This window comes from Bradyrhizobium sp. BRP19 (assembly GCF_020194195.1).
In the GTDB taxonomy this organism is placed as follows: domain Bacteria; phylum Pseudomonadota; class Alphaproteobacteria; order Rhizobiales; family Xanthobacteraceae; genus Bradyrhizobium; species Bradyrhizobium yuanmingense.
Map to the genome: position 1 here is coordinate 1 of NZ_JADYVZ010000002.1, position 12,658 is coordinate 12,658.

Sequence of the window (12,658 nt, forward strand, 5' to 3'; positions counted from 1 at the left end):
GCCCCATGTGGTCCCCCAACCCCATGTAGCGCGATCAGAGGGTGATGCCCGTGGAAGTGGCCGCCGATCGATGTCCCGCGATGTACGCGAAGGACGGCTAGGATTCCATTCCGGATCACTACGGACACGATGGCGCTTGCCATGTGCCCATTCGGCATCGCTCGGAGCGATCGCTTTTGCTTGAACCGCAGCACGCGCGGGCAGGATGTCCACATCTCGTCCACGCTGCGGAAGGCGCATTTCACGGGCCTGTCATTGAACTGGTCTAGCGCTGCTCCCGTCATCGCTGACGACGAAGGAGCATGCCATGTCGAAGCCGGTGCTGGGCGCCGCATTGTCCATCAAATCGATCCCCGCGCATCGTGACTGGCTTCTCGAAAAGCAGCGCGATCTGGAAATCCAGGACTTCTTCCGCGCCGATCTGCTCGATAGCGACTGGCGCGCAACCGCTAGCGAGATCAAGCAGATGCTCACCGGGCACACCGGCCGGCTCGGCATCCACGGTCCGTTCTGGGGCTTCAAGATCGACAGCCACGATCCGATGATCCGCCAGGCCGTAACTAAGCGCCTGCTGCAGGGCCTTGAGGCCGCCGAGTTCCTCGGCGCGACGCAGATGGTGATCCACTCGCCCTTCACGACCTGGGACCACAACAATCTCGATCTCTATCCCGACAACCGCGCCAATATCGTCGAGCGAGTCAAGGCGACGCTCGCCGAGGTGATTGCGCGTGCCGAGACGATCGGCTGCGAGATCGTCATCGAGAACATCGAGGACAAGGATCCACGCGACCGCGTGCGCCTCGCCAAGGCGTTGGAAAGCAGCAAGGTCCGCGTCTCGCTCGACACCGGGCACGCCAATTATGCGCACATCTCCACCGGCGCGCCGCCGGTCGACTATTACGTCGAGACCGCCGGCGACATGCTGACGCATGTGCACCTGCAGGACACCGACGGCTTTGCCGACCGGCACTGGGCGCCGGGCGAGGGCAACATTCCCTGGGTCGCCGTATTCCGCGCGCTAGGACGGCTGACGTCGAATCCGCGGCTGATCCTCGAACTCCGCAACCACGACGATGTCCGCAAGGGCGCGGCGCATCTCGCCGCGCTCGGTCTCGCCGAATAACCGCAATCACAAAGGGCAGGGTCACATCATGAGCAAGCTCACCCGTCGCACCATCCTGAAATCCGGCGGCGCCGCCGCAAGCACCTTGCTGCTGCCGCGTTTTGCCATCGCGCAAGCCGACAACCGTCCGTCGGTGACGGTCGCCGTGCAGAAGGTCACGAATGCGAACGTGCTCGACGTGCTGCGTGAGCAGTCCAATGTCGGCGAGCGCGTGTTCTTCTCCTCGATTTGGGAAGGCCTGATCTCCAAGAACTGGCGCGGCAAGCTCGAAGCTGTGCCGGGCCTTGCCACCGAATGGCGCCGCATCGACGACCAGACCGTCGAGGTGAAGCTGCGCCAGGGCGTCAAGTTCCACAATGGCGACGAGCTGACGGCGGAAGACGTCGTCTTCACCTTCAGCCGCGAACGCATGTTCGGCGAGACCGAGGCCAAAAACCGCTCCACCATCAAGGCGTTCGAGAAGATCCCGACGCCGCGCCCGGGCAAGGAGCTGCCGCCGGACGTCCCCGCGGTCGCCCGCCGCATCTGGCCGGACCTGGTGCGCGTCGATGCCGTCGACAAGTACACGGTGCGCTTCTACAACGCGACACCCGACGTCACGATCGAAGGCCGGCTGTCGCGCTACGGCTCCGACATCATGAACCGCCGCGCCTGGGAAGAGGCGGCGAGCTATCTCGACTGGGCCCGCAAGCCGGTGACGACCGGCCCCTACAGGGTCGTCGAGCTCAAGCCCGACGTCTCGCTGACGCTGGAAGCCCACGACGAATATTGGGGCGGCCGGCCGCCGCTCAAGCGCATCCGCTTCCTCGAAGTGCCTGAGGTCGCCAGCCGCATCAACGGACTGCTCTCGGGCGAATACCAGTTCGCCTGCGACATCCCGCCGGACCAGATTGCCGGCATCGAGAAGAATTCCGCCTTCGAAGTGCAGGGCGGCACGATTCAGAATCATCGCCTTACCGTGTTCGACAAGAACCACGCCGTGCTCGCCAATCCGCTGGTGCGGCGCGCCTTCACCCATGCGATCGATCGCCAGGCGATCGTCGACAGCCTGTGGGCCGGCCGCACCCGTGTGCCGAAGGGTCTGCAATGGGAATTCTACGGCGACATGTTCAACGCCGACTGGAACGTGCCGGCCTACGATCCCAAGCTTGCGCAGGATCTGCTCAAGCAGGCCAATTATAAGGGCGACCCGATCCCGTACCGCCTGCTCAACAACTACTACACCAACCAGGTCGCGACCGCGCAGATCCTGGTCGAGATGTGGAAAGCAGTCGGGCTCAACGTGCAGATCGAGACCAAGGAGAACTGGTCGCAGATCATGGAGCGCGGGCCGGCACGCGCCGTGCGCGACTGGTCGAACTCGGCCGCCTTCAACGATCCGGTGTCGTCGCTGGTCGCCCAGCACGGCCCCAACGGCCAGCAGCAGCAGATCGGCGAATGGACCAATGCCGAGCTGAACACGCTCTCCGAATTCCTGGAGACCTCGACCGACCGTGCCGCGCGCAAGAAGGCGTTCCGCCGCATGCTGGAGATCGCCGAGCGTGAAGATCCCGCCTACACGGTGCTGCACCAGAACGCGACCTTCACGGCCAAGCCGAAATCGATCAAGTGGAAGGCAGCGCCCGCCTTCGCGATGGATTTCCGCGCCGGCAATTTCGAGGTCTAAAGGTGAAGCCGCTGGTCAGCATCGAGGACTTGCGCGTCGCCTTCAACGGCGTGCCGGTCCTGCGCGGCGTCGACATTGCCTTGCAGAAGGGCGAGGCCATCGGCCTCGTCGGCGAGTCCGGCTCCGGCAAATCGGTGACGTGGCTCGCCGCGCTCGGCCTGTTGCCGCCCCATGCGCAAGTCTCTGGCTCGGTGCGGCTCGACGGGCGCCAGATTCTCGGCGCGCCGGCCGCCGAGCTCGATCAGGTCAGGGGCGGGCGCATCGCCATGATCTTCCAGGATCCGGCGAGCGCGCTCAACCCGGTGCTGACCATCCGCAGGCAGCTTTGCGAAGCGCTGGCGCTGCATCGCGATCTCCAAGATAACGTCGTGAAGGCGGAGGCGCGGCGGCTGCTCGATCTCGTCGGCATTCCCGACGCTGGCCGTCGGCTCGAGGCCTATCCGCACGAATTCTCCGGCGGCCAGGTCCAGCGCATCATGATTGCGATGGCGCTGGCCGGGAATCCCGATCTCCTCATCGCGGACGAGCCGACCACTGCGCTCGATGCCACCATCCAGGCGCAGATCCTGGAGCTGCTCTCCACGGTCCGCCGCGAGCTCGGCATGGCCATGGTGCTGATCAGCCACGACCTCGGCGTCGTCGCGGAGAATTGCGACCGCGTCGCGGTGATGTATGCCGGCCGCATCGTCGAGCAGGCGCCGAGCAACCAGCTGTTCGCCGATCCCGTGCATCCCTACGCGCAAGGATTGATCGGCGCGTTGCCGCCGCTCGATGGCCCGCGGCGGCGCCTCACCGCCATTCCGGGCACGGTGCCCGATCCCGCGCACATGCCCGGGGGGTGCGCCTTTGCGCCGCGCTGCGCGCTGGTCGCGGAAGCATGCGGCCTTGCGGCGCCGATGCTGGCGCCGATCGCGGATGACCGCAGCGTGGCCTGCGTCCGTGCCGAGACCTCGCGCCGCGCGCTGCTCGGGATTGCCGCCGAATGAGTCCGCCGCTCGTCGAGGTCTCCGCGATCTCGCGCACCTATGCGATGCGCTCCGGAATGTTCGGGAGAGCTGCGGCCGTGCATGCCGTCGACGGCGTGTCGCTGACGATTCCAAGGGGCCAGACGCTCGGTCTCGTCGGCGAATCCGGTTCGGGCAAATCCACCACGGGCCGCATCGTGCTCGGCCTCGAGCCGCCTGACAGCGGCGCGGTGCGGTTCGACGGCAAGCCGATGGCCGCGCTTGGGACAACGGCGTGGCGTGCGCAGCGCGCGCGGATGCAGATGATCTTCCAGGATCCGCTCGGTGCACTCGACCGGCGGCTGCCGGTCGCCACGCAGATCCGCGAGCCGCTCGACATTCACGGCCTCGGTACGCCGGCGGAGCGCGACGAGCGCGTCCGCGAGCTGCTGCGCGCCGTCGAGCTGACGCCGGCGCATGGCGCACGCTATCCCGGCGCGCTCTCCGGCGGGCAGCGTCAGCGCATCGTGCTGGCGCGGGCGCTGGCCACCAAGCCGGATTTCCTGGTCTGCGACGAGCCGGTCAGCGCGCTCGACGTTTCGATCCAGGCCCAGGTGGTGAACCTGCTCTGCGATCTGCAGGCGCAGCTGTCGCTGACGCTGCTCTTCATCAGCCACGATTTACGCGTCGTCAGGCAGATCAGCAACGTCGTCGCCGTGATGTATCTCGGCCGCATCGTCGAGATCGGCAGCGCGGACGATCTGTTCGCGCGGCCCGAGCATCCTTACACCCAGGCGCTGGTCTCGGCCTCGCCCGCGCCGGGCCGCCGCAGTGCGGGCCGGATCGTGCTGTCGGGCGATCCGCCGAATCCGGCCGCGCGCCCCACGGGCTGCGCCTTCCATCCGCGCTGTCCGCGCGCCATCGCGCGCTGCGCGAGCGAGGTGCCGGCGCTGTCCGCCGTCGGCGGCGACCGGCAGGTCGCCTGCCATCTCGTCACCGGCGCTGCGACACGGGACGCCGCCTGATGGGACGTTATTTCGCTATTCGGATCGGACGCGCCGCGCTCACGATCGTGCTCGTCGTGACCTTCGCCTTCATCGTGTTGCGGCTGTCAGGCGATCCCGCACTGATGATCCTGGGACCGGAGGCGCCGCCGGAGGTGCTCGCGGCATTCCGCAAGGCGTGGGGCCTCGATGATCCGATCTGGGCTCAATATTTCGATTATTTCGGCGCCATCGCCAAGGGCGAGCTCGGCCGCTCCATGCGCGACGGCCGGCCCGCGATCGAGCTGGTGCTGGAACGCATCCCGGCAACGCTGGCGCTGACCCTGCCGGCGTTCTTCTTCAAGGTGGCGCTCGGCATTCCCGCCGGCATCTACGCCGCGCTGCATCGCGGCTCGGGAATCGACCGCGCCGTGATGATGACGGCGGTCGCCGGCTTTACCGTCCCGAGCTTCGTGCTGGCGCTGCTGCTGGTGCTGATCTTCGCCGTGCAGCTTGGCTGGCTCCCTTCGGGCGGGCAGGACAGCTGGCGCCACGCCATCCTGCCGATCGCAACGCTCAGCCTCGGCGGCGCGGCGGTGCTGGCGCGCTTCACCCGCAGCGCCATGCTGGAGGTGCTGGGCCAGCCCTATATCCGAACCGCATCCGCAAAAGGCGTGCCGTGGCGCAAGGTGGTGACCTCGCATGCACTGCCGAATGCAGCGATCCCGACCGTCACCATCCTCGGCTTCATGGTGGGCACGCTGATCGCAGGCGCAGTCGTGGTCGAGAGCGTGTTCGCCTGGCCGGGAGTAGGGCGGCTTCTCGTCGTCGCGGTTGCCAACCGCGATCTCGCCGTCGTGCAATGCATCCTGCTGCTGGTTGCGATGACCATGGTGACGTCCAATCTGATCGTCGACTTCCTTTACGGCTTCCTCGACCCGCGCCTGCGCAGCAAGGGAGCCCATGCATGACCGACGCGACCCTGAAGGATAGCAAGGCGTTTTCACGCCGCTTCAGCCTGCCGGCCATTCCGGTCTCGGTCGCGCTGGCGATCACCTGGATCGTCGCGATGCTGCTGATCGCGGCCTTTGCGGAGAAGATCGCGCCTTACGGCTTCACGCAGCTCGACCTGCGCAACCGGCTTGCTGCGCCCGGCAATGCCGCGCACTGGCTTGGCACCGACGAGCTTGGCCGGGACGTGCTGTCGCGGCTGCTCGTCTCGATCCGCATCTCGCTGCTGATCGCGTTCGGCGCGACTGCAATCTCGGCCGTGGTCGGGACCACCCTCGGCTTCCTCGCCGCGCATTTTCGTGGGTTCGTCGAGCAGCTCGTGCTGATGCTGACCGACTTCCAGGCCAGCATGCCCTTCCTGATCATGGCGCTGGCCGTGCTGGCCTTCTTCGGCAACTCGTTGCCGCTCTTGGTCGGGCTGATGGGCCTGTTCGGCTGGGAGCGCTACGCCCGCATCGCGCGGGGCCTTGCCATCTCCGCCAATGCGCAGGGCTACGCCGCTGCCGTCCGCCAGCTAGGGGCGACGCCGTCGCGGATCTACCTCCGGCACATCCTGCCCAACATCGCCTCGACCTTGATCGTCTCGACCACGCTCGTGTTCCCCGAGGTGATCCTGATGGAGTCAGGCCTGTCCTTCCTCGGCCTCGGCGTGCAGCCGCCGATGACCAGCCTCGGCAACATGGTCGGCTACGGCCGGGAATATCTGACCCGGGCGCCCTGGATCATGCTGGCGCCGGCGACGACCATCGTAGTGACCACGCTGGCCGTGTCGGTGATCGGCGACTGGCTGCGCGATCGGCTCGATCCGACGCTGTAATAGGGGCTCCGACGCCCTCCGCCGTCATTCCGGGGCGCGCCGAAAGGCGCGAACCCGGAATCATTGTCCCGCGGGTGCTGCCGCCCGATGGATTCCGGGTTCGATGCTGCGCATCGCCCCGGAAGGACAGAGAGTGAGCGACGAGCCCCCGCGCCGGGAGCAGGGGAGCCCTGTCCAACCCAAGTTCCCGTTGCGCCCGCCGGGTCCGTGCGCTATCCGGCCGGAAAGGCCTGAGGTGGCTCCACATTTTCCCGCCCCGGCCGACGCAAACCCGAGGACGGAAACCGCCATGCCAGCCTATCGCTCCCGCACCACCACCCACGGCCGCAACATGGCGGGCGCCCGCGGCCTCTGGCGCGCGACGGGCATGAAGGACGCCGATTTCGGCAAGCCGATCATCGCGGTGGTCAACTCCTTCACCCAGTTCGTGCCGGGCCACGTGCATCTGAAGGACCTCGGCCAGCTCGTGGCACGCGAGATCGAGCAGGCCGGCGGCGTCGCCAAGGAATTCAACACCATCGCGGTCGACGACGGCATCGCCATGGGCCATGACGGCATGCTCTACAGCCTGCCGTCGCGCGAGTTGATCGCAGACAGCGTCGAGTACATGGCCAACGCGCATTGCGCCGACGGCCTCGTCTGCATCTCCAATTGCGACAAGATCACGCCCGGCATGCTGATGGCCGCGCTCAGGCTCAACATCCCCGCCGTGTTCGTCTCGGGCGGGCCGATGGAGGCCGGCAAGGTCAAGCTGGCCGGCAAGACCAAGGCGGTCGACCTCATCGACGCCATGGTGGCCGCGGCCGATAGCAAGGTCAGCGACGAGGACGTCAAGGTGATCGAGCGGTCGGCGTGCCCGACCTGCGGCTCCTGCTCGGGCATGTTCACCGCCAATTCGATGAACTGCCTCACCGAGGCGCTCGGCCTCGCGCTGCCCGGCAACGGCTCGGTGGTCGCAACCCATGCCGACCGCAAGCGCCTGTTCGTCGAGGCCGGCCACACCATCGTCGATCTGGTCCGCCGTTATTACGAGCAGGACGATGCCTCCGTGCTGCCGCGCAACATCGCGAATTTCAAGGCGTTCGAAAACGCGATGACGCTCGATATCGCGATGGGCGGCTCGACCAACACCGTGCTGCATCTCTTGGCTGCCGCCCATGAGGGGCAGGTCGCCTTCACCATGAAGGACATCGACCGTCTGTCGCGCCGCGTGCCCGTGCTCTGCAAGGTCGCGCCTTCCGTCGCCGACGTGCATGTCGAGGACGTGCACCGTGCCGGCGGCATCATGGGCATCCTCGGCGAGCTCGACCGCGCCGGGCTGATCGACACCTCTGTTACGACCGTGCACGCGCCGACCATGAACGAGGCGCTGGAGCGCTGGGACATCAAGCGCACCAAGAGTGAGACGGTCCGGACCTTCTATCGCGCTTCGCCCGGCGGCATCCCCACGCAAGTCGCCTTCAGCCAGGAGCGCCGCTACGACGAGCTCGACGCCGACCGCGAGAAGGGCGTCGTGCGCGATCTCGCGCACGCCTTCAGCAAGGACGGCGGTCTCGCCGTGCTCTACGGCAATCTCGCGCAGGACGGCTGCATCGTGAAGACCGCCGGCGTCGATGCCTCGATCCTGAAATTCTCCGGCCCAGCGCGCGTGTTCGAAAGCCAGGACGCGGCGGTCGAAGGCATCCTGGGCGGCAAGGTCGTCGCCGGCGAGGTCGTGGTCATCATCTATGAAGGCCCTCGCGGCGGCCCCGGCATGCAGGAGATGCTGTATCCGACCAGCTATCTGAAATCGATGGGCCTCGGCAAAGCCTGTGCGCTCGTCACCGACGGCCGCTTCTCCGGCGGCTCCTCCGGCCTGTCGATCGGCCATCTGTCGCCGGAGGCCGCCGAAGGCGGCAATATCGGTCTGGTGCGGACGGGCGACATCATCGCCATCGACATCCCGAACCGCAGCATCAGCCTCGAGGTCTCCGACGAGGAGCTCGCCAAGCGCCGCGCCGCGGAGGAGGCGAAGGGCGATGCCGCCTGGCAGGCGCAAGGCCGCAAGCGCAACGTCTCGACCGCGCTGCAGGCTTACGCCGCGCTCACCACCAGTGCCGCGCGCGGTGCGGTGCGCGAGGTCAAGCGGCGTCCGAAGTAGGCGGCATCGGCGCCACTGGCCTGGATCGGCGATCTTCGGAACGCCTCGCGGCTCCGTGCGACCACCCGGATGCGCCGTTGCAGGAAGTAGCCGGAACGGAGATCGGGAAAGAACGGCCCCCGCCTCCCTAGGGCGTGGGGCTGGTTGGGGTGGGAGCGGGAGCCGTTTGCTCAGTGGGCACCCGACGTGCGGGCTCGCCCGCCAGGCATCATCAACTTAGTGCATTGTCCACATTTTGCTATTTAATTTTTATTAATTTTGTTTTTATTTTTATTTAATCGTGCCATCCTAAGAAAAATCGTCGAAATCCATTTTTTCCGAATCCAGCCGAGGCGGTCGCCGTATCGAGGTTCGTCCGCAAAGGTTCGGATTGCCAGTAGCGGAGTTAGCCATGAGTCATTCTCCATCACTCGTGCCGCAAATCACGACAGACCGGGACGTCTATCTTGTGCTCGATGATTTCGGCCGCCGCCTGGGCCGGGCTTGGTGCGAGACGGCCGAGGAGGACGCCAATCGCGCGACCCTGCTCAGACATCTCGCCGAAGGGCAATATCTCCATCCCGCACGTATCGTGGCCTTCAATACCGCGGAGGGATGGTCGCGCGATGCCACCGCTGAAATCGCCGATGAGCTGCGCCGTCGCTTCGTCGAACTGGAGGAGACCGATCCCTCGCTGTTGGAGTTTCTGGAAAGAGCAGCGAGGCGCTGAAAGCTCGAACATGGAACGAGGATGAACTGCAAATTATGCTCGAACGAGTGCCGCGGCGATCTCCGATCGCGGACTCGCTATCATGCGCACCCCCGCGCAAACATCCCGCGCGTTAATGCGCGTGGTCAATGAGTTCTTACCGCTCCGCCGCGATCGATCGTTCGCATTAAGGATGCCTCGACGAAGTTCGGCAAGGCAAGGTTTTGCGCCGTATACTCCCGCGACCTTCGCAGATCCGTTTCGGGCAACTGGGGCACCACCGCAATGTCTCGTACTCTCGCTGTCGTTTTCTCAACGGCCGTCGCCGGCATTTCCATGACGGGCGCGGCCTCCGCCGGCTGCTACAATTGCTACACGCCGCCGCCGTGCACGACCTGCTACCAGCAACAATATGTGCCGCCGCAATACCGCACCGTCGACGAGACCGTGATGGTCTCGCCCGGCTCCGTGGTCGCGCACCGCACGCCGGCGCAGTACCGCACCGTGATGGTGCCGCAGACCGTGATGGTCGCGCCGCCCAGCGTCCAGTACGAGCGCATCCCGCCGCAATACGCCACCCGGCAGCGCGTCGAGATGGTCTCGCCGGGTTATTCCTATTACGCCCCGGTGCAGATGAACTGCGCGTCCTGCGGCTACTGAGCTAGACGCAAACAACAAAGAATTTCAGGACGGCGCTCTTCCTTTCTGTTGCGCGCGCAAAGGTGAGGGAGCCTTTGAACCGCAAGGCCCGGAACGACACGAAACGGCATGAGCTCGTTTCTGGACTCCGTCGAGCGACCGCAACTCGGGCTGGTCGCTGCTTTCGCCGTTTCACTGATGTGCGCAGTTGCGGTGGTCTGGTCGGTCGGCTCGACCGATCGCGTTACCTATCTCGGCCCGGACCACGGCCAGGAGCAGACCATCACACAGGTCCGCCTCAAGACGCTCCCACAAGGGAGTTACGTGATCGAACGGGGCGCGATCTACAAGGCAATGCAGGCAGGGTGCCGCTACGACTTGAACTACAGCCCTCAATTCGGGCGCAACGTCAGCGACCGGCAGAGGACCAAGTACATCCGGAGTGCCGTCCTGGTTGATTGCCCGAAGAGCTAGACAGGTTGTGCAGGAAAAGGAACGCGCCGCGCTCCGGCCGGCAAAGGTTTGAGCACTTGCGCCAACTTGGCGTTGCCTTGCGCGGTCGACTACGTTAAGCGACACCCATTCCCGGGACTGGAAGGGTGGCCGAGTGGTTTAAGGCACCGGTCTTGAAAACCGGCGTGCCCGCAAGGGTACCGTGGGTTCGAATCCCACCCCTTCCGCCAGAAATCCACATAAGAGTTTGAAATTGCTGTATTTATTGTCATGCAACTAAGCCTGACTACTAACCTACCCACAACCTGATCTTCGTGCTCGCTTGGGGTGAGTCAAATTGTCCCAGCGACCTTAGACGCATGCTGCATCCATCGTTCGCGCCCGAATTGGAGCGCGAGGGGGCGGGCGCAAGTGCACGACAATGCGGACTGGATCACGATGGTGGGCATCGGACTGTTTGCTGTTGGGGCTTGCGTGAAATGGTATCGAGCTCGTCGGCGAACCGGCCGGTAGCGGTCGCCGCCTTCGATTTCCCACACCCACGACGCGCAGTGGCTCGCGCGCGTTCCGAGCCACCAGTAATCGATAATTTGACTCTCGCCTGCGCCGCGCTTCGATAGCGGCATGCCCAGCCCCGCTCGACGCCACACGCCAACTCACGCCGACGGCCGCCCGCTCAAGATCACGTTCCGCGAGATGCGCGAGATGGGCTTGCGCGGGGTCCTAGTTTACTGCCATTGCGGCCACAACGTAGCTCTGAACGCCGATCGCTGGTCGGATGATGCCCGGCTCTCGGACCTGGAGCCGCGGCTCGTGTGCCAGGGGTGCGGTGGACGCGGCGGCGAGGTTAGGCCAGACTTCCAGCGCGGCAACCTACGGCTGGCCATCAGGGGACACCAAAGCACGCAATGACCAAGGGCTGGGGGCGGCCTTTCGAGGATGCAATCGAGGTCGGCGGCCGCAAGCTCGTGACCTTGCTCGATGCGGGCGAGTACATCATGGGGTTGCCGAAGAAAGAGCACGCAGCGCCCGAATGGCAGGCCGCAATGGAAGCCCTGATCCTGGTCGCGGAGGGCGGCGGCCCGACAATGTTCGCCCGGATCGGGGTCATGCGGGCACTGAACCGGCGCTACGTCCCGCCGTTGAACCCGAAGGGCAAAGAGCCGCACTGGAGCCGGCGCAAGCTGAAGAAGGATCAATGAACCGGCGGGCCCCGCGCGAAGCACAAGCTGCGCGCTTCCGGAGTCGCGCGCAACAAGGGCTGTGGAGAACTAGGCAGTCTGGACGGATCGCCTGGCCGCTTTGGCCAAATTCAGGTTTGCGATGAGCAGCGTCCTAACGAGCTTCACCGCATTGCCTTCGACAAGGTCCTTGTTCCTGTCACCCAGATCGTCAGCAAATCGAAGAAGCGCCACTACGCCGGCGAGCGTCGTCGGTTCAATTTCGAAAAGATCGTCGGCAGCCTGCCAGAAGGCGCTGGCTGCCTCGTCCGTGTATTCGTCTGGATCTTGGCCGACCTCGGCCTGGACGAACGCATTGCGGTCCTCCAAAGAACTCGCATCGTCGAGGCCGTGCTTTGCTGCCTTGCGATAAGCTGCCGTCACCCGCGCATATCGAGCATCGCTTTGCGCCTGCTTCAAAACGCAGTCGTCGATCGCTGCAAAGATCGGATCGGCCCCTCTTGTTGCGCTCGGCAACGGCGGCGTCCATGGCTCGAGCTTCGACATGCCGCGCACGGCGTCGTCGAGGGTCGCCGCGAGCGCGCAAAAGTCCCTTCCGTTCCAGTGGCTCTCGTTGGCATGCATGTCATCGGCTTCCTCGCGCACCCAATTTGTGAGTGCAGCCAGGCCGGCTGGGGTCTTCGGGCGGGTGCGCATTACGGCACGAAAGGCAGTGCTATGCTGGTCCAACACTTCGTCCATTTCAGAGGCAGTTTTCTGCGAAGGATAGAGGTCGCCCACCGCGTCCAGGGCCACTTCGGCGCGCCGCCAAGCGTCCAGAGCTGCAAAGATCGGATCAACTTCGGACGAACCAGCGGCGATCGAGGGAGATGCGACCGGCAGGGCAGTGGCAGTGAGGGCGGTGGAAACAAGCATATTCATGATAGCTCTCCGAGTTGTCGAGATCGGCTCTTTGCTGGCCGGCGCGCTCTGATCACATGCGGAGAAGATCGGCGGGGAATTTCCGTGCGTTA

12 protein-coding genes and 1 tRNA gene are annotated in these 12,658 nt (G+C 65.3%); 12 read left to right on the top strand and 1 reads right to left on the bottom strand.

Annotation, left to right across the window (positions count from 1 at the left end):
* Nucleotides 1–307: 307 nt before the first annotated feature.
* The 12 genes from I6F36_RS05690 to I6F36_RS05750 all read left to right on the top strand — a co-directional run bounded on the left by I6F36_RS05690 (nucleotide 308) and on the right by I6F36_RS05750 (nucleotide 11,666).
* The gene (locus I6F36_RS05690; protein ID WP_036012362.1) at nucleotides 308–1,123 is read left to right on the top strand and encodes a sugar phosphate isomerase/epimerase; all 816 of its coding nucleotides are present in this window, start codon (nucleotides 308–310) and stop codon (nucleotides 1,121–1,123) included.
* 28 nt (nucleotides 1,124–1,151) lie between these two features.
* Nucleotides 1,152–2,789: an ABC transporter substrate-binding protein gene (locus tag I6F36_RS05695; RefSeq protein WP_225171084.1), complete on the top strand. Its 1,638-nt coding sequence runs from the start codon at nucleotides 1,152–1,154 to the stop codon at nucleotides 2,787–2,789.
* 2 nt (nucleotides 2,790–2,791) lie between these two features.
* Complete coding sequence (locus tag I6F36_RS05700) at nucleotides 2,792–3,775, top strand: ABC transporter ATP-binding protein (RefSeq protein WP_225171085.1); 984 nt, start codon at nucleotides 2,792–2,794, stop codon at nucleotides 3,773–3,775.
* Nucleotides 3,772–4,758, top strand: a complete 987-nt coding sequence (locus I6F36_RS05705) for an ABC transporter ATP-binding protein (RefSeq protein ID WP_225171086.1) — start codon at nucleotides 3,772–3,774, stop codon at nucleotides 4,756–4,758. The genes I6F36_RS05700 and I6F36_RS05705 overlap by 4 nt, the downstream gene beginning before the upstream one ends.
* A complete protein-coding gene (locus I6F36_RS05710) occupies nucleotides 4,758–5,687 on the top strand; it encodes an ABC transporter permease (protein WP_225112902.1) in 930 nt (309 codons plus the stop codon). Before I6F36_RS05705 ends, I6F36_RS05710 begins: the two co-directional genes overlap by 1 nt.
* A complete protein-coding gene (locus I6F36_RS05715; RefSeq protein ID WP_225137325.1) occupies nucleotides 5,684–6,544 on the top strand; it encodes an ABC transporter permease in 861 nt (286 codons plus the stop codon). Before I6F36_RS05710 ends, I6F36_RS05715 begins: the two co-directional genes overlap by 4 nt.
* Nucleotides 6,545–6,833: 289 nt before the next feature.
* Nucleotides 6,834–8,684: a dihydroxy-acid dehydratase gene (ilvD, locus tag I6F36_RS05720; RefSeq protein ID WP_109143722.1), complete on the top strand. Its 1,851-nt coding sequence runs from the start codon at nucleotides 6,834–6,836 to the stop codon at nucleotides 8,682–8,684.
* A 448-nt stretch (nucleotides 8,685–9,132) separates the two neighbouring features.
* Nucleotides 9,133–9,393: a hypothetical protein gene (locus tag I6F36_RS05725; RefSeq protein WP_225137321.1), complete on the top strand. Its 261-nt coding sequence runs from the start codon at nucleotides 9,133–9,135 to the stop codon at nucleotides 9,391–9,393.
* Nucleotides 9,394–9,708: 315 nt separating this feature from the next.
* Nucleotides 9,709–10,032: a hypothetical protein gene (locus I6F36_RS05730; RefSeq protein WP_036028057.1), complete on the top strand. Its 324-nt coding sequence runs from the start codon at nucleotides 9,709–9,711 to the stop codon at nucleotides 10,030–10,032.
* A gap of 108 nt (nucleotides 10,033–10,140) precedes the next feature.
* A complete protein-coding gene (locus tag I6F36_RS05735) occupies nucleotides 10,141–10,485 on the top strand; it encodes a hypothetical protein (RefSeq protein WP_036012306.1) in 345 nt (114 codons plus the stop codon).
* 119 nt (nucleotides 10,486–10,604) lie between these two features.
* Nucleotides 10,605–10,694 (top strand) — tRNA-Ser (locus tag I6F36_RS05740).
* Between the two features lie 678 nt (nucleotides 10,695–11,372).
* Nucleotides 11,373–11,666 (top strand): hypothetical protein, encoded by a 294-nt coding sequence (locus tag I6F36_RS05750; RefSeq protein WP_225171088.1) that lies wholly within the window; start codon nucleotides 11,373–11,375, stop codon nucleotides 11,664–11,666.
* Between the two features lie 69 nt (nucleotides 11,667–11,735).
* Here I6F36_RS05750 and I6F36_RS05755 read toward each other — a convergent pair whose 3' ends face one another.
* A complete protein-coding gene (locus tag I6F36_RS05755) occupies nucleotides 11,736–12,566 on the bottom strand; it encodes a hypothetical protein (protein ID WP_225171089.1) in 831 nt (276 codons plus the stop codon).
* Between the last annotated feature and the right edge of the window lie 92 nt (nucleotides 12,567–12,658).

Excerpts from the sequence above, each read along its gene's own strand:
- I6F36_RS05690 (WP_036012362.1), top strand. The coding sequence starts at position 308 with ATGTCGAAGCCGGTGCTGGGCGCCGCATTGTCCATCAAATCGATCCCC.
- I6F36_RS05695 (WP_225171084.1), top strand. The coding sequence starts at position 1,152 with ATGAGCAAGCTCACCCGTCGCACCATCCTGAAATCCGGCGGCGCCGCC.
- I6F36_RS05705 (WP_225171086.1), top strand. The coding sequence starts at position 3,772 with ATGAGTCCGCCGCTCGTCGAGGTCTCCGCGATCTCGCGCACCTATGCG.
- I6F36_RS05710 (WP_225112902.1), top strand. The coding sequence starts at position 4,758 with ATGGGACGTTATTTCGCTATTCGGATCGGACGCGCCGCGCTCACGATC.
- I6F36_RS05715 (WP_225137325.1), top strand. The coding sequence starts at position 5,684 with ATGACCGACGCGACCCTGAAGGATAGCAAGGCGTTTTCACGCCGCTTC.
- ilvD (WP_109143722.1), top strand. The coding sequence starts at position 6,834 with ATGCCAGCCTATCGCTCCCGCACCACCACCCACGGCCGCAACATGGCG.
- I6F36_RS05730 (WP_036028057.1), top strand. The coding sequence starts at position 9,709 with ATGACGGGCGCGGCCTCCGCCGGCTGCTACAATTGCTACACGCCGCCG.
- I6F36_RS05735 (WP_036012306.1), top strand. The coding sequence starts at position 10,141 with ATGAGCTCGTTTCTGGACTCCGTCGAGCGACCGCAACTCGGGCTGGTC.
- I6F36_RS05750 (WP_225171088.1), top strand. The coding sequence starts at position 11,373 with ATGACCAAGGGCTGGGGGCGGCCTTTCGAGGATGCAATCGAGGTCGGC.
- I6F36_RS05755 (WP_225171089.1), bottom strand. The coding sequence starts at position 12,566 with ATGAATATGCTTGTTTCCACCGCCCTCACTGCCACTGCCCTGCCGGTC.